The organism is Streptomyces spiroverticillatus, from assembly GCA_014650415.1.
In the GTDB taxonomy this organism is placed as follows: Bacteria; Actinomycetota; Actinomycetes; order Streptomycetales; family Streptomycetaceae; genus Streptomyces; species Streptomyces spiroverticillatus.
Map to the genome: position 1 here is coordinate 149,456 of BMUX01000019.1, position 19,213 is coordinate 168,668.

At 71.9% G+C, this 19,213-nt stretch carries 17 protein-coding genes; 9 read left to right on the top strand and 8 right to left on the bottom strand.

Annotated features, from left to right (window positions below; genetic code table 11):
• Positions 1 to 2: 2 nt before the first annotated feature.
• Complete coding sequence (locus tag IE269_RS35840; RefSeq protein WP_189827462.1) at positions 3 to 1,355, bottom strand: aldehyde dehydrogenase family protein; 1,353 nt, start codon at positions 1,353 to 1,355, stop codon at positions 3 to 5.
• A 439-nt stretch (positions 1,356 to 1,794) separates the two neighbouring features.
• Entirely contained in the window at positions 1,795 to 3,159 is a 1,365-nt protein-coding gene (locus IE269_RS35845; protein WP_189827463.1) for a glutamine synthetase family protein, read from the bottom strand.
• Between the two features lie 171 nt (positions 3,160 to 3,330).
• Between IE269_RS35845 and IE269_RS35850 the strand changes: the two genes are divergently transcribed.
• The 3 genes from IE269_RS35850 (at position 3,331) to IE269_RS35860 (ending at position 6,376) form a co-directional block, all read left to right on the top strand.
• Positions 3,331 to 4,029 (top strand): FadR/GntR family transcriptional regulator, encoded by a 699-nt coding sequence (locus IE269_RS35850; RefSeq protein ID WP_229898164.1) that lies wholly within the window; start codon positions 3,331 to 3,333, stop codon positions 4,027 to 4,029.
• A gap of 137 nt (positions 4,030 to 4,166) precedes the next feature.
• A complete protein-coding gene (gene eat, locus IE269_RS35855) occupies positions 4,167 to 5,621 on the top strand; it encodes an ethanolamine permease (protein ID WP_189827484.1) in 1,455 nt (484 codons plus the stop codon).
• 41 nt (positions 5,622 to 5,662) lie between these two features.
• On the top strand, positions 5,663 to 6,376 hold the full coding sequence (locus IE269_RS35860; protein WP_189827465.1) for a gamma-glutamyl-gamma-aminobutyrate hydrolase family protein: 714 nt from the start codon (positions 5,663 to 5,665) through the stop codon (positions 6,374 to 6,376).
• Positions 6,377 to 6,441: 65 nt separating this feature from the next.
• Here IE269_RS35860 and IE269_RS35865 read toward each other — a convergent pair whose 3' ends face one another.
• Positions 6,442 to 7,410 (bottom strand): phosphotransferase family protein, encoded by a 969-nt coding sequence (locus IE269_RS35865; protein WP_189827466.1) that lies wholly within the window; start codon positions 7,408 to 7,410, stop codon positions 6,442 to 6,444.
• Positions 7,411 to 7,606: 196 nt separating this feature from the next.
• Between IE269_RS35865 and IE269_RS35870 the strand changes: the two genes are divergently transcribed.
• Entirely contained in the window at positions 7,607 to 9,070 is a 1,464-nt protein-coding gene (locus IE269_RS35870; RefSeq protein ID WP_189827467.1) for an SDR family oxidoreductase, read from the top strand.
• 239 nt (positions 9,071 to 9,309) lie between these two features.
• On the opposite strand, the gene IE269_RS35875 is transcribed toward IE269_RS35870, so the two are convergent.
• Positions 9,310 to 9,702, bottom strand: coding sequence for a hypothetical protein (locus IE269_RS35875; RefSeq protein WP_229898139.1), 393 nt, complete (start codon positions 9,700 to 9,702; stop codon positions 9,310 to 9,312).
• A 40-nt stretch (positions 9,703 to 9,742) separates the two neighbouring features.
• Positions 9,743 to 10,612, bottom strand: coding sequence for a GntR family transcriptional regulator (locus IE269_RS35880; RefSeq protein ID WP_189827469.1), 870 nt, complete (start codon positions 10,610 to 10,612; stop codon positions 9,743 to 9,745).
• Positions 10,613 to 10,801: 189 nt separating this feature from the next.
• On the opposite strand from IE269_RS35880, the gene IE269_RS35885 reads away from it, so the two are divergent.
• The 4 genes from IE269_RS35885 (at position 10,802) to IE269_RS35900 (ending at position 15,619) form a co-directional block, all read left to right on the top strand.
• Entirely contained in the window at positions 10,802 to 12,091 is a 1,290-nt protein-coding gene (locus tag IE269_RS35885; RefSeq protein ID WP_438817610.1) for an extracellular solute-binding protein, read from the top strand.
• A 49-nt stretch (positions 12,092 to 12,140) separates the two neighbouring features.
• Positions 12,141 to 13,052, top strand: a complete 912-nt coding sequence (locus tag IE269_RS35890) for a carbohydrate ABC transporter permease (protein WP_189827470.1) — start codon at positions 12,141 to 12,143, stop codon at positions 13,050 to 13,052.
• Entirely contained in the window at positions 13,049 to 13,960 is a 912-nt protein-coding gene (locus tag IE269_RS35895; RefSeq protein ID WP_438817611.1) for a carbohydrate ABC transporter permease, read from the top strand. Before IE269_RS35890 ends, IE269_RS35895 begins: the two co-directional genes overlap by 4 nt.
• 138 nt (positions 13,961 to 14,098) lie before the next feature.
• Positions 14,099 to 15,619: a beta-N-acetylhexosaminidase gene (locus tag IE269_RS35900; protein WP_189827471.1), complete on the top strand. Its 1,521-nt coding sequence runs from the start codon at positions 14,099 to 14,101 to the stop codon at positions 15,617 to 15,619.
• A gap of 4 nt (positions 15,620 to 15,623) precedes the next feature.
• Here IE269_RS35900 and IE269_RS35905 read toward each other — a convergent pair whose 3' ends face one another.
• On the bottom strand, positions 15,624 to 16,544 hold the full coding sequence (locus IE269_RS35905; protein WP_189827472.1) for a LysR family transcriptional regulator: 921 nt from the start codon (positions 16,542 to 16,544) through the stop codon (positions 15,624 to 15,626).
• A 71-nt stretch (positions 16,545 to 16,615) separates the two neighbouring features.
• Here IE269_RS35905 and IE269_RS35910 point away from each other — a divergent pair, with 71 nt between their 5' ends.
• The gene (locus tag IE269_RS35910; RefSeq protein ID WP_189827473.1) at positions 16,616 to 17,716 is read left to right on the top strand and encodes a TDT family transporter; all 1,101 of its coding nucleotides are present in this window, start codon (positions 16,616 to 16,618) and stop codon (positions 17,714 to 17,716) included.
• Here IE269_RS35910 and IE269_RS35915 read toward each other — a convergent pair.
• The gene (locus IE269_RS35915; protein WP_189827474.1) at positions 17,676 to 18,392 is read right to left on the bottom strand and encodes a helical backbone metal receptor; all 717 of its coding nucleotides are present in this window, start codon (positions 18,390 to 18,392) and stop codon (positions 17,676 to 17,678) included. The two genes, IE269_RS35910 and IE269_RS35915, sit on opposite strands and share 41 nt — an antisense overlap.
• A 14-nt stretch (positions 18,393 to 18,406) precedes the next feature.
• Positions 18,407 to 18,997 (bottom strand): helix-turn-helix domain-containing protein, encoded by a 591-nt coding sequence (locus IE269_RS35920; RefSeq protein ID WP_189827487.1) that lies wholly within the window; start codon positions 18,995 to 18,997, stop codon positions 18,407 to 18,409.
• Between the last annotated feature and the right edge of the window lie 216 nt (positions 18,998 to 19,213).

The following is a 19,213-nucleotide window of genomic DNA, read 5'->3' on the forward strand; positions in this document are numbered from 1 at the left end:
TCTCAGGCCTCCGTGCTGATGAAGACGTTCTTGGTCTCGGTGAATGCGGTCAGGGCGTCGGGGCCGAGCTCGCGGCCGAGCCCCGACTGGCGGTAGCCGCCGAAGGGCGTCCAGTAGCGGACGCTGCTGTGGGAGTTGACGGACAGGTTGCCCGCCCGCACGGCCTGCGAGACGCGCAGGGCGCGCCCGACGTCGCGGGTCCAGATCGACCCGGACAGCCCGTACTCGGTGTCGTTGGCGAGCCTGATCGCGTCGGCCTCGTCCTCGAAGGGCAGGACGACGGCGACCGGGCCGAAGATCTCCTCGACGGCGGCGGGGGCGTCGGGGGCGAGCCCGGTGAGGACGGTCGGCGGGAACCAGAACCCGGGCCCGTCGGGGGCCTTGCCCCGGATGCCGGGGGCGTCCTCCGGAACGTACTGGCGCACCCTCTCCAGCTGGGCCTGCGAGATGAGCGGGCCCATCTGGGTCTTCTCGTCGTACGGATCCCCGACGACGATCCCCTCGATGAGCGGGGCGAGCAGCTCCAGGAACCGGTCGTGGACGCTGCGTTCGACCAGGATGCGGGTGCGGGCGCAGCAGTCCTGCCCGGAGTTGTCGAGGAAGGACATCGGGGTGGCGGCGACGGCGGCCTCCAGGTCCGCGTCGGCGAAGACGATGTTGGGGCTCTTGCCGCCGAGTTCGAGGGTCACGCGCTTCACCTGGTCGGCGCACTTGGCCATGATCTGTTTGCCGACGCGGGTCGACCCGGTGAAGACGATCTTGGCGACGCCGGGGTGCTCGACGAGGGCGTTGCCCGCGACGGGTCCCTCCCCGGGGAGCACCTGGAAGAGGTGCTCCGGGAGGCCGGACTCCAGGGCGAGTTCGGCCAGGCGCAGGGCGGTCAGCGGGGTGGTCTCGGCGGGCTTGAGGACGACGGCGTTGCCCGCCGCGAGGGCGGGGGCGGTGGCCCAGGCGGCGATCGGCATGGGGAAGTTCCAGGGGGCGATCACGCCGATGACGCCGAGGGGTTCGTGGAGGGTGACGTCGAGGCCGCCGGGGGTGGGGATCTGACGGCCGTTCAGCCGCTCGGCGCCGCCGGCGGAGAAGGTGAGGAGGTCGCGGACGTTGCCCGCTTCCCAGCGGGCGTTGCCGAGGGTGTGCCCGGCTTCCTGGACCTCCAGTCGGGCGAGCTCCTCGATGTGGTCGTCGACGAGGGCGGCGAAGCGGTGGAGGTGGCGGGCGCGGGTCGCCGGGGCGGCGGAGGCCCATGCGCGCTGGGCCGCGGTGGCGCGGGTGACGGCGGCGTCGACATCGGCGGGGGTGGAGGCGGGGACGGTGGTGAGGGTCTCGCCGGTGGCGGGGTTGAGGATCTGCACGGGGGTCCTTGTCGGGGGGTGGGGGCTTTGGGGTGGGTGGGTTGCGGTGTCGGGGGGGGCCGGTGCTCGAGGGTGCGGGCGGGGGGGCGGTGTCCGGGTGAGCCGGTGCCGGTGGGTGCGGGCAGGGGGCGGTGTCCGGCTGGGCCCGGATCGGGCGGGCCGCCCCCTTGCCCGCCCGTCCCGCCCCCGGGGGGCGGCCCCGCCGCCCAAGGGGGCTGGGGAAGGGAGGGGGGCGGACCCGCCGCCCAAGGGGGCTGCGGGGGAAAGGGGAAGGCGGCTGCGAAGCAGCCCCTTCCAGGGGCGCGGGGAACTGCGCGACCAGCCACGACGTACCCGCACAGGACAGAGACCACAACACCCCCGCACGGGGACCGGCACGGAGAGGCCCAGCCCCCTCCGCCGCCCCCACCCGGCACGGGACACAGGGGACCCCGTACCCCTACATCCGCTCGAAGGAGCGCCTCAGCTCCCAGTCCGTGACCGCCGCGTCGAACGCCGCCAACTCCACCCTCGCCATGTTCGCGTAGTGCGCCACCACCTCCTCCCCGAAGGCCTCCCGCGCGATGGGACTCGCACCCCACAGCTCGGCCGCCTCCCGCAAGGTGCTCGGCACGTGCGCGTAGTCCGCCGTGTAGGCGTTCCCCTCGCACGCCTCCGGGAGTTCGAGCTTGTGCTCGACCCCGTACAGCCCGGCCGCGATCATCGCCGCCACCGCGAGGTACGGGTTGACGTCGCCGCCCGGCAGCCGGTTCTCGAACCGCATCGACGCCCCGTGCCCGACGACCCGCAGCGAGCACGTCCGGTTGTCGTGCCCCCAGGCGACGGCGGTCGGGGCGAAGGACCCCGGCTGGAAACGCTTGTAGGAGTTGATGTTCGGCGCGTACAGCAGTGAGAAGTCACGCAGCGCGGCCAGTTGCCCGGCGAGGAAGTGCCGCATCAGCGGGGACATGGCCTGCGGGTCGTCCCCCGCCATCGCACTGCGCCCCTCCCCGTCCCTCAGCGAGAGGTGGATGTGGCAGGAGTTCCCCTCCCGCTCGTTGTACTTCGCCATGAAGGTGAGGGAGACGCCCTCCTGCGCCGCGATCTCCTTCGCACCGTTCTTGTAGATCGCGTGCTGGTCGCACGTCCTGAGCACCTCGTCGTACTTGAAGGCGATCTCGTGCTGCCCGGGGTTGCACTCCCCCTTGGCGGACTCCACGACCAGGCCCGCCGCCGCCATCTCGTTGCGGATGCGCCGCAGCAGCGGTTCGACACGCCCGGTGCCGAGGATGGAGTAGTCGACGTTGTACTGGTTCACCGGGACCAGGTCCCGGTACCCGGCGTCCCACGCCTGTTCGTACGTGTCCTTGAAGACGATGAATTCGAGCTCGGTGCCCGCGTGCGCGGTGTAGCCCAGTTCGGCCAGCCGGTCCATCTGCCGGCGCAGGATCTGCCGGGGCGCGGCGACGACGGGCGAGCCGTCGTGCCAGGTCAGGTCGGCCATGAGCATCGCGGTGCCGTCGTTCCAGGGCACCCGGCGCAGGGTGCTCAGGTCGGGACGCATCCCGAAGTCGCCGTACCCGCTCTCCCAGGAGGACATGGCGTAGCCGTCGACGGTGTTGAGGTCGACGTCGACGGCGAGGAGGTAGTTGCAGCCCTCCGCGCCGTGCTCCAGGACCTCGTCGAGGAAGAAGGGGGCGGCGAACCGCTTGCCCGTCAGCCGGCCCTGCATGTCGGGGAAGGCCAGGACGACGGTGTCTATCTCTCCGCCCGCCACCAGGGCGCGCAGCTCTTCGAGCGGGAGCGGGGGTGTGCGGTCTGCCACGGGAAGTTCCTCCTTGGGTCAGCCGGAAGCCACCGGGAGCCCTAAGGTATGGCCCAAGACCATTGATTGGGAAGGGGGTTCGGGCGCGTGTCGAGCAACGAAAAGTACGACGAGGGCGACAGGCCGGACGAGGGCCACGACGAGGGCCACGAAGCCCGTCACGACGACCGGCTGACGGCCGTCCTGCGCCCGGTGCGGGCGGGCAACGGTTTCGAGGAGGCACTGGAGCAGGTGCTCCAGGTGCTGCGCCTGGGTCTGGTGCCCGCCGGTGAACGGCTGCCCGCCGAGCGGGAGTTGGCCGACCGGCTGCGGATCAGCCGGGTCACCCTGCGCGAGGTGCTGAAGGTCCTCCAGGAGCAGGGCCTGGTGGAGAGCAGGCGCGGCCGCTACGGCGGTACGTTCGTGTGCCGCCGCCCGGACAGCCCCGGCGGGGCGGAACTGCGGCGCAGGATCGGCGACTTGGACGTGGAGGACGCCCTGCGCTTCCGGGAGGTGCTGGAGGTGGGCGCGGCCGGGCTGTGCGCCGCACGCCCGCTGCACGACCAGGACGCGACCCGGCTGCGCGAGGCCCTGGCCGCCACGCACGACGCCCCGCTGGCGGACTACCGCAGACGGGACACCCTGCTGCACCTCACGCTGGCGGAGCTGTCGGGCTCGCCCCGGCTGGCCGCGCAGTACGCGGCGGTGCGGGCCGAGGTGAACGAACTCCTGGACTGCATACCCCTGTTGGTCCGCAACCTGGAGCACTCCCAGTCCCAGCACACCGCCCTGGTGGACGCCGTCCTGTCCGGGGACGCGCAGGCCGCCCGCGCGACGATGCGGGAGCACTGCTCGGGCACGGCGGCGCTGCTGCGGGGATTTCTGACGTGAGGTGCTGACGTAACTCCCCCGTAATCGCCGAGGGGTTGTCAACCGCGACCCCGACCGCAATGGTGTGGAGCCACACCTTTGCCAGGCGACGGCGGGAGCGGCCCATGGCCACGGACGGACCGGCGGGACACGAGGCGATGGCCTCACAGGGAACACCAGCAACTCCAGGAGCACCGGGAACACAGGACCCCGACTACCTCAAACGGCGCGCCCTGCGCCGCGGCAGCGCCGGCTGGCTGCTGCTGACCGGACTCGGCGTCGCGTACGTCGTCTCCGGGGACTACTCCGGCTGGAACGTGGGCCTGTCCAAGGGCGGTTTCGGCGGGCTCGCCATCGCCACCCTCCTGATGGGCGTGATGTACGCCTGCCTGGTCTTCGCCCTCGCGGAGCTGTCCGCGATCCTGCCGACCGCGGGCGGCGGCTACGGCTTCGCCCGCCGGGCGCTGGGCACCTGGGGCGGCTTCCTGACCGGCACGGCGATCCTCATCGAGTACATCCTCGCCCCGGCCGCGATCTCCATCTTCATCGGCGACTACGTCGAGTCGCTCAACCTCTTCGGCCTGACCGCGGGCTGGCCGGTCTACCTGGCCTGCTTCGTGATCTTCATCGGCATCCACCTGTGGGGCGTCGGCGAGGCTCTGCGCTTCAGCCTGGTCGTCACCGCCATCGCGGTGGCCGCGCTGCTGATCTTCGCCATCGGCGCGTTCGCCGAGTTCAACGCGGACAACCTCAATGACATCCCGGTCGACAAGGACGCGCTGGGGGCCAGCTCCTGGCTGCCGTTCGGGCTGATCGGCATCTGGTCCGCCTTCCCGTTCGGCATGTGGTTCTTCCTCGGTGTGGAGGGGGTGCCGCTGGCCGCCGAGGAGGCCAAGGACCCGGTGCGCTCGATGCCGAAGGCACTCTCCATCGCGATGGGCATCCTGGTCCTCCTCGCCATGCTGACGTTCTTCGCGGCGACCGGTGCGCGTGGCTCGGCGGCGGTCCAGGACGCCGGAAATCCCCTGGTCGTGGCTCTCCAGGGCGACGGCCCCGCGACCGGCCTGAGCCGCTTCGTGAACTACGCGGGCCTCGCCGGGCTCGTCGCCTCGTTCTTCTCGCTCATCTACGCGGGCTCCCGCCAGCTCTTCGCGCTCTCCCGGGCGGGCTACCTGCCCCGCTTCCTCTCCCTCACCAGCCGCCGCAAGGCCCCCTACCTGGGCCTCCTCATCCCCGGCGCGATCGGCTTCACCCTCGCCGCCGCCACCGGCGACGGCGCCCGCATGCTCAACATCGCGGTCTTCGGCGCGACCATCTCCTACGCCCTGATGGCCCTCTCCCATCTGGTGCTGCGCCGCCGCGAGCCCGAACTCCCGCGCCCCTACCGCACACCCGGCGGAATCGCGACGTCGGGGACGGCCTTCGTGCTGGCCCTGTTCGCGCTGGTCGCGACGTTCCTGGTGGACATCACGGCGGCGGTCATCGCACTGATCGTGTACGTCGTCGCGCTCGGCTACTTCGCGCTCTACTCTCGGCACCGTCTCGTCGCGTCCGCGCCGGAGGAGGAGTTCGCGGCGCTCGCCGCGGCCGAGGCGGAACTCGAACGCAAGTAACTCCCGTACCGCACACGCCTTTGCTCTTGGAGGAACCGCCCGTGCCCAGCAAGCCCCTCGTCGGTGTCAGCACGTATCTGGAGCCGTCCGTGAAGTGGCGGGTGTGGGACCTGCCCGCCGCGCTGGTCCCCGCCGGATACCCACGGCTGGTGCAGGCGGCGGGCGGCCACGCGGTCCTGCTGCCGCCGGACGACCCGGACTGCGCGGCCGAGGTGGTGGCGCGGCTGGACGCCGTGGTGATCGCGGGCGGGCAGGACGTGGATCCCGTACGGTACGGGGCCGAGCGCGACCCGCGCACCGGGCCGGCCGCGCCGGAGCGGGACGCGTGGGAACTGGCGCTGATCCGGGCGGCGCTGGAGTCCGGGACGCCGCTGCTGGGCATCTGCCGGGGGATGCAGCTGCTGAATGTGGCGCTGGGTGGGACCCTCGTCCAGCACCTGGACGGGCACGGCGACACGGTGGGTGTCTTCGGGGAGCATCCGGTGACGCCGGTCCCCGGCACCCTCTACGCGTCCGTCGTGCCGGACCTGGACGTCGTCCCCGCGTACCACCACCAGGCGGTGGAGCGCCTCGGGGAGGGGCTCGTGGCCTCCGCCCATGCGGAGGACGGGACGATCGAGGCCATCGAGCTTGCCTTCTCCACCTGGACGTTGGGAGTCCAATGGCATCCGGAGATGGGTGAGGATCTGCGGGTGATGAGGGCGTTGGTGGGGGCGGCCGAGCACGCGGAGCGTGTGGCGGTGGGGCAGGGCTGAGCACGGGCCCGGTGCCGGGGTGTTTTCACCCCGGCACCGGGCACCCGGCCCGTCAGGCCCCCCCCTCACTCCCCCAGCCTGCGCCGCAGCCACGCCACCGCGACCGCGCCCTGGGCGGCCTGGAAGGGCCGCAGCGTGGGCAGGCCGGGAGGGGCGGGCAGCAGCGAGTGGTGGACGAAGTACCCGGCGAGCGCGGCCAGCACGCAGGTGACACCGTCCGGATCCGCCCCGACCGCCGACGGGTGGGCGGCAAAGAGTTCCTCCGGGTCGCCCCCACCCTGCGAGGCCACGCTCGGCAGCATCACCAGCAGCTCGAACCACGCCACAGCGCGCACCGTGTGCGGCCAGTCGACGAAGACGGCACCACCGTCGGGGGTGAGGAGGATGTTGTCGGCGCGCAGATCCGCGTGGCAGAGGGTGTCGCCGTGGGCGAACTCGGCCCAGCGGGCGGAGAGTTCGACCAGGTGGGGGAGGTTGGCGGACACCCACGGGTCGAGCCCGTCCCGCTCCCCCGACTCCAGCCGCTGCTGCCACCCCCGGAAGGTGTGCGCGTCCGCCTCCTCCGTGCGCGGGGCCTCGTACGGTGCCGGGGTGAGCCCGGCACTGAGGTCGGCGAGGGCCGCCAGCACGCGGTCGAGCTCGTCGCGCCGCCAGGGGATGCGGGGCTGGACGCCCTCGACGTCCTCCAGCACGAGGACCACCCAGGTCCCGTCGTCGTACGAGCCCAACAGGCGCGGGGCGGGGACACCGGGCGGCAGCGCGGCGGTGTTGCGGGCCTCGCGGCGGTGGAGCTTCGGGGAGTGCGGGTTGGTCTCGGAGCTGACCGCCTTCACGAACGCGCGGCTGCCGTCGGAGCAGGTGAGCCGGGCGGCGACGCCGGGGGAGAAACCGCCCTGCTGGGTGCGGGCCTCGACGACGGGCGCGCCGAGAATGTCGCGCTCGACGGCGGTACGGACGTGGGGCGGCAGGGCGTCCCACTCCAGGCGGACGCCTGTGGCCGGTGGGGCGGTGAGCTGCGGAGACGGCTTTTCCATGGCTCATGGTCGGCTGCTCCCCCGCCTCCCGGCAAGACAATTCCCGCAGCCGGGGCCCGGCAGTCGGCACCGGGCCCGTGCGCTTCACCCGGGCGCCGGAAGGGTGACAGGCGGGGCCGGCTCGTCAGCAGGGCGGAAAGGCGGGTATCCGGGCCGTCGACCACAGTGGAAGCACCACCCCACCGAAGGAGCGCGCATGCACTGCCTGGTGACCGGAGCCAGCGGCTACATCGGCGGCCGGCTCGTCCCCGAACTCCTCGCCGCCGGCCACCGGGTCCGCTGTCTCGCCCGCACCCCCGCCAAACTCCGCGACTTCCCCTGGTCGGGGCAGGTCGAGGTGGTCCGGGGCGACGTCACCGACCCCGAGTCGACGCGGCGGGCCATGGAGGGCGTCGACGTGGCGTACTACCTCGTCCACGCCCTCAGCACCGGCACCCGCTTCGAGGAGACCGACCGCCGCGCCGCACGCGTCTTCGGCGAGGAGGCGCAGCGGGCGGGGGTCGGGCGGATCGTGTACCTGGGCGGGCTCACCCCGTCGGGCGTACCGGAGCGCGAACTCTCCCCGCATCTGCGCTCGCGGGCGGAGGTCGGCCGCATCCTGCTGGATTCGGGGGTGCCGACGGCCGTTCTGCGGGCGGCGGTGATCATCGGTTCGGGCTCGGCGTCGTTCGAGATGCTGCGGTACCTGACCGAGCGGCTGCCGCTCATGGTGACGCCGAGCTGGGTCCGTACGCGTATCCAGCCCATTGCCGTACGGGATGTGCTGCGGCTCCTCGTGGGCTGCGCAAAGCTGCCCGCGGACGTCAACCGCACCTTCGACGTCGGCGGGCCCGACATCCTCACCTACCGCGACATGATGCAGCGCTACGCCCGGGTGGCGGGCCTGCCGAAGCGGCTGATCCTGCCGGTCCCGGTGCTCACCCCGCGGCTGTCCAGCCACTGGGTCGGGATCGTCACCCCGGTCCCCGCCTCGATCGCCCGGCCGCTGTCGGAGTCGCTGCGGCACGAGGTGGTGTGCGCGGAGCACGACATCGAGACGTACGTCCCCACCCCGCCCGACGCGCCGATCGGGTTCGAGCGGGCGGTGGAGCTGGCGCTGCGGCGGGTGCAGGACGCGAACGTGACCACGCGCTGGTCGTCGGCCTCGGTGCCGGGCGCGCCCAGCGACCCGCTGCCCACGGACCCGGACTGGGCGGGCGGCAGCCTCTACACGGACGTCCGGGAGACGGTCGTGGACGCGTCGCCGGAGCGGCTGTGGAAGGTGATCGAGGGCATCGGGGGCGAGAACGGGTGGTACTCGTTCCCGCTGGCCTGGGCGGTACGGGGCTGGATGGACCGCCTCGTGGGAGGAGTGGGCCTGCGCCGGGGCCGCAGGGACAAGGCGCGGCTGCGGGTCGGGGACTCGCTGGACTTCTGGCGGGTCGAGGAGATCGAGCCGGGCCGGCTGCTGAGGCTGCGGGCGGAGATGAGGGTGCCGGGGCTGGCGTGGCTGGAGCTGGGGGTGGAGCGGGACGGGGAGGGACGGACGGTGTACCGGCAGCGGGCGGTGTTCCATCCGCATGGGCTGGCGGGGCATGCGTACTGGTGGAGTGTGGCGCCGTTCCACGGGGTGGTGTTCGGGGGGATGGTGCGGAATATCGCGGCGGCGGCGAGCCACTAGGCGTGGGGCCGGGGAGCCGCCGTGCGGGACGGTGGGGGGTGCTGTTCCTGCCGGGGGCTCCGCCCNTGTTCCTGCCGGGGGCTCCGCCCCCGGACCCCCGGTTTGTGCCCCTGTCCCGCCCCTTCACCTAAAGCGCTCGCCGCGCGGCTTGTTTTTGGGTTGCTCGCGCAGTTCCCCGCGCCCCTTCCAGGGGCGCGGGGAACTGCGCGAAGCGCCGGGCACGACGCACCCGCACCTCGTCAGAGCTTCGTGCCCGCCAGCATCTTCGTCAGCGGGCCCCGGCTGTGCTGCTCCACCTTGCGGCCCACCGCGAAGGAGACCGCGCCGATGGCGACCACTCCGGCCCCCGCCCCGGCGACGATCGCCTTGCGGTTCTGGATCAAGGTCCAGGCCGTGGTCGCCGTCGAGACGACCTTGCCGGAGGCTGACTCCAGGGCCTGCTTCCCGGCCTGAACTCCCTTGAGGCCCGCGGACGTCGCCGTCTGGGCCGCTGTGGAGGCCTTCGTCGTGGCGTCCTTCGCCGTGCTCGTGGCCTCCTTGGCCTGACCTGTGGCGCTCGCCGCGGTCTTCTTCGCCGCGGCGGCGGTCGACTTGGCAGCAGTGGACTTGGCGTTGGCGTTCTGTGCAGTCATGGCCATCGGGTAACCGCAAGTGAGCTTCGCAAACCGCCCCTCACCCCCCGTCCTGCACATCCCCCCGCGTCGACGACAGGATCCCGCCCCCCGCCGCGAAGTCCCCCGGCGGCAGCCCCGGCAGGTGCGCCTCCGGCGCGGACGGCACCGCCGGCGCCCCAGGTGACGTACCGAAGGAGAGGCGGGACATGATGCGGTAGCGGTCGCCCCGGTAGAGGGAGTGGACGTACTCCATGGGGCGGCCGGAGGTGTCCGTCGTCAGGCGTTCGATCAGCAGGGCCGGGGAGAGGACGGGCACGTCCAGCACCGCTGCCTCCGCCTCGTTGACGACGGTGGGCTCGATGGACTGGGTGGCCTCGCGGACGTACACCTGATGACGGTCGCGGAGGTGGTCGTACAGCTCGCCCGCCTCCAGCTCCTCCCGACTCAGGTTCGGCACCAACTCCGCCGGGAAATGCAGGTGTTCGATGGCCATGGGGATGCCGTCGACGCGTTGCAGGCGGGCGATGTAGACGAGGTCCGCGGCGGGCGAGATGCGGAGCTTGCGGCCGATGCGGGCGCCGGCCTGCCGGGTGATGAGTTCCAGTACGGAACTCGTCCAGACGCCGGTGGCGATCGGGGCGTGGAAGCGGGGGGACCGTGCGTCGTCCAGGACGAGCTCCTGCGTGATCTTCGCGGGTGCGACGAAGGTGCCCCGTCCGTGCTCCCGCACCAGCAGCCCCGTGGCGACGAGCTCGTCGACGGCGGCCCTCAACGTCGGCCGTGACACGCCGAGTTCTGCGCTCAGGGCGCGTTCGGAGGGGATCGGGTCGCCGGCCGAGCGCGTCTCGATCATGCCGAGCAGATGCTCGCGCACCCATTCGCGCTTGAGCACGGCGCCGGGCGGCCCGCCCTGACTGTGGATCTCCATACGGGGTGTCTCCGGTCAACTGGTCAACTCATTGCGAACTGGTAAAGCCATCGTAACCATTGGCGGCATGTCGAAAACCCCTTGTGCGCAAGGGTATTGACGGGACGCCACCTCCGTGCCACCTTCTGGAAATGTCTATACCAGTTGACCAATTGACCAACTGGTCACATCCCCTTCGAGGTGTCCTCAGTGCCTACAGCGCCCTCTGCATCCTCAGCCCTCCCCCGGACGTTCCGCCTCGTCGCGGGCTGCGCGGTCCTCGGACTGACCCTGGCCCTCTCCGCGTGCGGCGGCTCCTCCGACGAACCCTCCACCGACGGACCGCAGAAGGTCACGATGTGGATGATGAAGGACAGCGTCACCAAGGAGTACCTCGACCGCTTCAAGAAGGACTTCGCGGCCACCCACAAGAACGTCACCCTGGACGTCCAGATCCAGGAGTGGGACGGCATCGGCGAGAAGGTCACCGCCGCGCTGGCCAGCAATGACGCCCCCGACGTGATCGAGGTCGGCAACACCCAGGTCGCCCAGTACGCGGCGAGCGGCGGTGTGAAGGACCTCAGCGACAAGAAGGCCGACCTCAAGGGCGACGACTGGCTGCCCGGTCTCGCCGAGCCGGGCAACATCGACGGCAAGCAGTTCGGCATCCCGTGGTACGCGGCCAACCGCGTGGTGATCTACAACAAGGACCACTTCGAGGCGGCCGGGATCAAGGCCCCGCCGAAGACCCGCGAAGAGTGGATCACCATCACCGAGAAGCTCAACAAGGGCAAGAACCAGGGGATCTACCTCCCCGGCCAGACCTGGTACACCCTCGCCGGCTTCATCTGGGACGAAGGCGGCGACCTCGCCGTCAAGGACGGCAAGAACTACAAGGGCGCCCTCGACACCCCCGAGGCACTCAAGGGCATGGAGTTCTACAAGCAGCTCCAGGCGCTCGGCAAGGGCCCCAAGGACTCCGACGAGGCCAAGCCGAACCTGGCGGACGTGGTCTCCAAGGGCGACGTCTCGCAGTACATCGCCGTCCCCGGCAACGTGAAGCTGGTCGAGGAGGCGAACCCGGCCCTCAAGGGCAAGTTCGGCTTCTTCCCGGTCCCCGGCAAGACCGCCGACAAGCCCGGTGCGTCCTTCACCGGCGGCTCCGACCTGATCATCCCGGAGGCGTCCAAGCACCAGGACGCCGCGTACGAGGTGATCAAGGCGTTCACCGGCGAGAAGTGGCAGACGGACATGGCCAAGACCATGAGCTACGTCCCCAACAAGACGTCCTTCGCCAAGGCGCTCGACGGCGACGCGGGCGGCGCCGCGATGGCTGCCGCGGCCGCCAACGGCCGGGCCACCCCCAACTCCCCCGAGTGGGCGGCCGTCGAGGCCACCAACCCGATCAAGGGCTACATGACGGCGGTGCTCACCGGCAAGGACATGGCCGCCGAGGCGAAGAAGGCCTCGGACAACATCACCAAGACCCTGACCAAGTAGCCACTGAGCCCAAGCAGCCCTGACACAAGCAAGGTTGGCGCCCCGGACCATGAGTCTCACCCTGCCGCGCGCACTGCCGCGCACGTATCGGCCGTACTTGTTGATCGCACCGGCGGTGGCCGGAGCCGCGTACCTGCTGGTCTATCCGCTGGTGCGCAACATCGTGATCTCGTTCCAGCGCTACGGCATGGGCGAACTCATCCGGGGCGACGCGAAGTTCGTGGGCTTCGAGAACTACCAGAAGATCCTCGGCGACGGGGAGTTCTGGACGGTCGTCTGGCGCACCCTGTGGTGGACGACCCTGAACACCGCGCTGATCATGGTGATCGCCACCCTGGTCGCGCTGATGATCCAGCGGCTGCGCAAAGTAATGCGCATCCTCGTGATGAGCGGGCTCGTCCTGGCGTGGGCGAGCCCGGTCATCGCGACCACGACCGTCTTCCAGTGGCTCTTCGCTTCCCGCTACGGCGTCGTCAACTGGGTCCTGGTCCACCTCGGTTTCGAGAGTTACGAGAACTACTCCTGGTTCGCGAACGGCCCCGCCACCTTCGCGATCCTCGTCGTCCTGATCGTCTGGCAGTCGGTGCCCTTCGCCGCGATCACCATCCACTCGGCGCTGATCACGGTGCCGACCGAGCTGTACGAATCGGCCAGGCTGGACGGGGCGAGCGGCTCCCGCATGTTCCGCTCGATCACCCTGCCCATCCTGCGCCCCATCTTCGGCCTCGTCCTGAGCCTGGAGATCATCTGGACGTTCACCTGCTTCGCGCAGATCTGGGCGATCAGCAAGGGCGGCCCGGACGGCTCGACCACCACCCTGCCGGTGTACGCGTACCAGATCGCGCAGTCGCTGCACCGGTACGACCTGGCGGGCGCGGCGTCGACCGTCACGGTGCTGATCCTGGTCGTGATGCTCATCGCGTACGCCCGGCAGATGTTCAAGGAAGAGGCGGACCTGTGACCACCACCGCGCCGACAACCACCTTGCCCGGCACGGCACGTGCCGCCTCCGCCGCCCCGGCGGCGACGGCCCGCGAGCCCCGCCGCCTCCTGCGCCGCCTGCCGCTGAACCTGGCGGCCCTGCTGACCTTCGTCCTCTCGGTCTTCCCCGTCTACTGGATGGTGACGACCGCCTTCAAGCCCACCCAGGACATCCAGGCCGACACCCCGCTCTTCTTCCCGACCTCCTTCACCCTCGACCACTTCTCGAAGGCGATCGCGGCGGACGGCTTCTGGATGTTCTGGCGCAACAGCCTCTTCCTGACCTTCAGCAGCGTGCTGATGGCGCTGGTGGTGGCGCTCGGTGCGGCCTTCGCCGTGGCCCGCCTGCGCTGGCACGGCCGGCGCGGCTTCTACCTGCTGGTCTTCATGGCCCAAGTGGCTCCCTGGGGCTCACTGTTGATCCCGATGTACATCATCGCGCGGGACACCGACATGCTCGACAAGCTCCCGATGCTGACCCTGATCTACTTCATGATCAACCTGCCCTTCACCATCGTGACGCTGCGCAGCTTCCTGGTCGGCATCCCGGTGGAGCTGGAGGAGGCCGCCCAGGTCGACGGCTGCACCCGCGCCGGGGCCTTCCGCCGCATCACCTTCCCGCTCCTCGCACCCGGCCTGCTCTCCACCTCGCTCTTCGGGACGATCACGGCGTGGAACGAGTTCGCGTACGCCAACATGCTGATCATCAAGAGCCAGGACGACCGCTCGCTCCCGGTCTGGCTGTCCTCCTTCTCCAACGTCTTCGGCACCGACTGGGGCGCCACGATGGCGGCCTCCACCCTCTTCGCCCTGCCGGTCCTGATCCTCTTCCTGGTGCTCCAGGGGCGGGTCGCCGCGGGGATGACCGGCGGAGCCGTCAAGGGCTGACAGCGCTACGGCTGTACGGCGCTACGCCTGTACGCCTGTACGGCTGTACGGCGCCATGGCTGTACGACGCCATGGCTGTACGGCGCCACGGCTGTACGTGTCCCACTCACCACCTCTCCAAGGGAGCCCCCACCCGCCATGCCCGCACCTCGCACCTCCCCGGGACTGAACCTGGTCCCGCGCCCCACCCAATTCGCCCGCATCCAGGGCGAGTTCGTCCTCGACGGGGAGACCGCCCTGCGCGTCGGACCCGGCGCGGAGGCCGCCGCCGCACTGCTGCGCACACTGCTCCGCCCGGCCACGGGGCTCCCCCTCCCCGCCGCACCGGACGGCCGGATCGTGCTCGCGGTGGACCCGGCGCTGAGCGGGCTCGGCGAGGAGGGGTACGGGCTGACGGTGGGCACGGACGCGGTGATGCTGCGGGCGGCCCGCCCGGCGGGACTCCTCAACGGCATCCAGACCCTGCGCCAACTCCTCCCGCCCGAGTGCCTGTTGAACGCCCCCGTGCCGGGCGTCCGCTGGACACTCCCCTGCGCCCAGATCACGGACGTGCCCCGCTTCCCCTGGCGCGGGGCGATGCTGGACGTGGCCCGCCACTTCCAGCCGGTGTCCTTCCTGCACCGCTTCGTCGACCTGCTCGCCTTCCACAAGCTGAACGTCCTGCACCTCCACCTGACCGACGACCAGGGCTGGCGGCTGCCGGTACCCGGCTGGCCGCGACTGACGGAAGTGGGGTCCGTACGGTCCGAGACGCTGGGCGACGGAACGCCGCACAGCGGCTCGTACACCCGCGACGAACTGACCGGCCTGGTGGCCCACGCGGCGGAACGCGGCATCACCGTCGTCCCGGAGATCGAAATGCCGGGCCACGCACGGGCGGCCCTCGCCGCCTACCCCGCCCTCGGCAACGACCCCACCCGCCACCTCGACGTCTGGACCCGCTGGGGCGTCTGCGAGACGACCTTCGGCGTGCACGAGGACGCCCTCGCCTTCTGCCGCGACGTCCTGCGCGAAACCATGTCGATCTTCCCCTCCCGCCATCTCCACGTCGGCGGCGACGAATGCCCGACGGCCGAGTGGGAGGCGACCCCCTACGCCCGCGAGCGCGCCGCCGCACTCGGCCTGCCGGGACCGCAGGCCCTCCACGGCTGGTTCATGAACGAGATCGCCGCCTTCCTCGCCTCGCACGGCCGCACGGCGATCGGCTGGACCTCGACGGGCTCCGACCTCGGCCCCCGCTTCACCTCGATGAGCTGGCTGGACGCCGACCACGGCCGCACGGCGGCGGACGCGGGCCACGACGTGATCATGGCCCCCCACCGCTCGACCTACCTGGACTACGCCCAGTCCCCCGCCCCCACCGAACCCCCCGCCCAGCCCGGCGTGATCGTCACCCTCGAAGACGTCTACGCCTTCGAACCGGCGCCCTCCGACTGGCCCCCCGAGACCGCCTCACGGGTCCTGGGCACACAGGCCCAGCTCTGGAGCGAATACTGGTCGACCCCCTCCCACGCGGAGTACCTGGCCTTCCCCCGCCTGTGCGCCCTGGCCGAGGTCGCCTGGGCCGCCCCCGGCCAACGCTCCTTCCCGGACTTCACCCGCCGCCTGGCCTCCCACGGCGACCGCCTCGACGCCCTGGGCGTGGCCCGTACGGTCTAGGCAGCTACCCCCGCCGGGTCAGCGCCAGCAGGTCGCGGCCGGGGCCCGCCGGGGCCGGTCCCGTGGGCCAGACCGCGCGCAGGTCGCGGGCGAGCGCGACGCCCGCCACCTCCACCCGGACCAGCCGCCGCGCCCCGACCTCCTCGCCCACGGCCAGTTCGCTCAGCACGCTCGCGCCCGCCCCGCTCACGGCCGCCGCCTTGACGGCCGTGGTGGAGGAGAGTTCGAGGAGGGGGGCGGACAGGCCGCCGTGCTCGGCCAGTGCCGCGTCCAGGACCTGCCGGGTGCCCGACCCCTCCTCCCGGAGGATCAGCGGGGTCGCCGCCAGTTCGCGGGCCGTCACCACCCGGCCCGCCCGCGCCCACGGATGTCCGGGGGCCACCACCACGATCAGCCGGTCCCGGGCGACCACCACCCCGTCCAGCCCCTCCGGCACCGCGAGCCCCTCCACGAACCCGAGGTCCGCCGCCCCCTCCAGCAACTGCCGGGCCACGGCCGCCGAGTTCCCGGCGAGCAGGGAGACGGCGGTCCCGGGCCGCTCCGCCTGGAGGGCCACCAGCCAGCCCGGCAGCAGGTACTCCGCGATCGTCATGCTGGCCGCCACCCGCAGCCGCGAGTCCCGCCGCCCGCGCAGCGCCCGCGCGCCCGCGTCGAAGGCCTCGGCCGCCTCCACGATCCGCCCCGCCCAGTCGGTGACCAGCGCCCCGGCCGCCGTCAGCCGCGACCCGCGCGGGGAGCGCTCCACCAGGGTCACCCCGAGCTGCCGCTCCATCGACCGGATGCGGCCGCTCGCGGCGGGCTGGGTGATGCCCAGCTCCTTGGCGGCCCGCCCCAGACTCCCCAGCCGGGCCACGGCGAGCAGCAGCTCCAGCGCCCCCAGATCGGGCACCCGGTGGGACAGCGGTATCGACGGCTCCTGACTCATAAAGCCAGCTTATGCCCCCATCGCAAACCGTCCTCTACCAGGGGCAATCCATCCGGCGGAGCATAAAAGGCATGGTCACCACCGCACGTCCCCCGGCCCCCCTCACCCGCCACCTCGGCCCCAACTGGTACGCCGCCGTCATGGGCACCGCGATCCTGGCGACCGCCGGAAACTCCCTCCCGGCCCCCTTCACCCCGCCCCGCCCCCTCCTCGACGCCGCCTGGGCGCTGTCCGCGCTGGCCCTCCTCGTCCTCCTGGCCGCCCGCGCCCTGCACTGGCGCCACCACCGCGACCAGGCCCGCGCCCACCTCCTGGACGCCTCCGTCGCCCCCTTCTACGGCTGCTTCGCGATGGGCGTGCTGGCGGTGGGCGGCGCGACCATGGCCGCCGGGAAGGACGTCGTCGGGGAGCCGGCCGCCCTCGCCGTCGCCTGGGTGCTCTGGACGGCGGGCACGGCCCTGTCGCTGCTGGCCGCACTGGTCGTCCCGTACCTCATGGTCGTACGGCACCGGATCGACGGGGTCGGCAGCGCCACCCCCGTGTGGCTGCTGCCGGTGGTCGCCCCGATGGTCGCGGCGGCGCTGGGCCCGCAGCTGATCCCGCACCTGCCCGAGGGGCAGGCCAGGACGGCGATGCTGCTGGGCTGCTACGCGATGTTCGGGCTGAGCCTGCTCGCGACGCTCCTCCTGCTGCCGCTGGTCTTCGCCCGGCTGCTGACCCACGGCCCGCTGCCGCTCGCGCTCACCCCCACCCTCTTCCTGGTGCTCGGCCCCCTCGGCCAGTCGACCACCGCCGTCAACCAGCTCGCGGACGTCGCACCGGGCGCGATCGGGCCCGCGTACGCGCACGGCTTCCAGGCGTTCGCGGTCGTCTACGGGGTGCCGGTGCTGGGCTTCGCCCTGCTGTGGCTGGCCCTGGCGGTGTCGCTGGTGGTGCGGGCCGCCCGCGCCGGGATGCCGTTCGCGATGACCTGGTGGGGCTTCACCTTCCCCGTCGGTACGTGCGTGACGGGCGCGGCGGGCCTGGCCAGGCACACCGGTCTGGACGCGCTGGGCTGGCTGGCGGCGGCCCTGTTCGCACTGCTGGCCCTGGCGTGGGCCGTGACCGCTTTCCGTACGGTACGGGGCCTGCTCAGCGGTGTGCTGCTCGCAGCGCCGCGCCCAGCAGCGTAGGGGCTTCGGCGAGCGAGGGGCCGTACCAGGTGAGCATCCGCCCGTCGACGAGCGCACAGGGGAGGCCGGGGAAGGCCTCGGGGCCGTCGTCGGCGGTGAAGCGGTAGGGCTCGTCGGGGAGGACAGCCAACTCGGCCCCGCAGGAGAGGAGTTCGTCGAGGGGGACGCGCGGGTAGCGGTCCGGGTGACCGGCGTACGCGTTCACCACGCCGAGCCGCCGCAGCAGGTCACCGGCGAAGGTGTCGCGGCCGAGGACCATCCAGGGCTTGCGCCAGACCGGCACGACGGCCCGGCGCACCGCCGCCTCGGGCAGGTCCGCCCAGGCGGTGCGCGCCGTCTCCAGCCAGTGCGGCCCAGGGTTCGCGCCGCAGGCCCGCAGTACCCGTTCCAGCTCGGTGAACGCCTGCTCCAGCGTGCGCACTTCGGTGACCAGGACGTCCAGGCCCGCCGCGCGGAGGGCGGCGAGGTCGGGCTCCCGGTTCTCCTCCTCGTTGGCGACGACGAGGTCGGGGCGCAGGGCGAGGATCGCGGGCACGTCGGGATTCTTGGTGCCCCGGACCCGGACGACGCCGGGCCCGAGGTCGGCCGGGTGGGTGCACCAGTCGGTGGCGCCGACGAGCACGCCGGGCGCGGTGACGGCGATCGCCTCGGTCAGGGAGGGGACGAGGGAGACCACCCGGGGCCGCACCCTCACCTCCGCGATTCGTCGGCCGCGTCGATGTGCTCGGCGACCGCCACCACCAGGATCTTGGTGTCCGGCTCGGTGGCCCGCCACCGGTGGCGCACACCCCCGGAGAGGTGCAGTGCGTCGCCGCGCGAGAGCCGGTAGGCGCGGCCCTCCGCCTCGACCTCGACGGCGCCCTCCGCTACGTACATCAGCTCGTCGTTGCGGTGCTGGTACTCGCGGCCCGCGTCCTGCATGCCGGTGAACTCCAGCGCGTGCAGCTGGTGGTGTCCGCGCACCAACGGGCGTACCCCCGCACCGAGTTCGAGCCCGGGGTCGTCGTCGGCGCGCACCAGGCCGACCGAGAGCGCCGAGTCGGCGGCGGCGAGCAGCTGGTCGACGGTGGTCTCAAGCGCCTCGGCGACCCGCTGGAGGGAGCGCATGCTGGGGCGGGCCCGCTCGTTCTCTATCTGGCTGAGGAAGGGCACGGAGAGGCCGCTGCGCTCGGCCACCACGGCAAGGGTGAGCTCCAGGGCGCGGCGCCGCCTCCGGACGGCGGTGCCGACCCGGAGGATTTCCTTGTCGTCCTTCTTGTCCCGCTGGTGATCCTCGGGCATCGACACGGCTCTTCTCCCTTCCCCATCTCGTTCTTTCCACCGACGCACAGCAGACTACGCAGCTTCACGCCATGGTTTCGTACACATGTCACACCTGGGTGACACAACGGGCCCGATGCCGGGACGACGACGGCGGAACCGGGGGCGGGGAACGTCGGTTCCGGTCGGGGTACGACGACGCCGGGCCCCGCCGTTCGAAGTGAACGGCGGGGCCCG

Bases quoted from the DNA above. Each gene is read 5' to 3' on its own strand.
- eat (WP_189827484.1), top strand. From the start codon at position 4,167: ATGGCCTCACAGGGAACACCAGCAACTCCAGGAGCACCGGGAACACAG.
- IE269_RS35865 (WP_189827466.1), bottom strand. From the start codon at position 7,410: ATGGAAAAGCCGTCTCCGCAGCTCACCGCCCCACCGGCCACAGGCGTC.
- IE269_RS35870 (WP_189827467.1), top strand. From the start codon at position 7,607: ATGCACTGCCTGGTGACCGGAGCCAGCGGCTACATCGGCGGCCGGCTC.
- IE269_RS35875 (WP_229898139.1), bottom strand. From the start codon at position 9,702: ATGACTGCACAGAACGCCAACGCCAAGTCCACTGCTGCCAAGTCGACC.
- IE269_RS35880 (WP_189827469.1), bottom strand. From the start codon at position 10,612: ATGGAGATCCACAGTCAGGGCGGGCCGCCCGGCGCCGTGCTCAAGCGC.
- IE269_RS35890 (WP_189827470.1), top strand. From the start codon at position 12,141: ATGAGTCTCACCCTGCCGCGCGCACTGCCGCGCACGTATCGGCCGTAC.
- IE269_RS35900 (WP_189827471.1), top strand. From the start codon at position 14,099: ATGCCCGCACCTCGCACCTCCCCGGGACTGAACCTGGTCCCGCGCCCC.
- IE269_RS35905 (WP_189827472.1), bottom strand. From the start codon at position 16,544: ATGAGTCAGGAGCCGTCGATACCGCTGTCCCACCGGGTGCCCGATCTG.
- IE269_RS35910 (WP_189827473.1), top strand. From the start codon at position 16,616: ATGGTCACCACCGCACGTCCCCCGGCCCCCCTCACCCGCCACCTCGGC.
- IE269_RS35920 (WP_189827487.1), bottom strand. From the start codon at position 18,997: ATGCCCGAGGATCACCAGCGGGACAAGAAGGACGACAAGGAAATCCTC.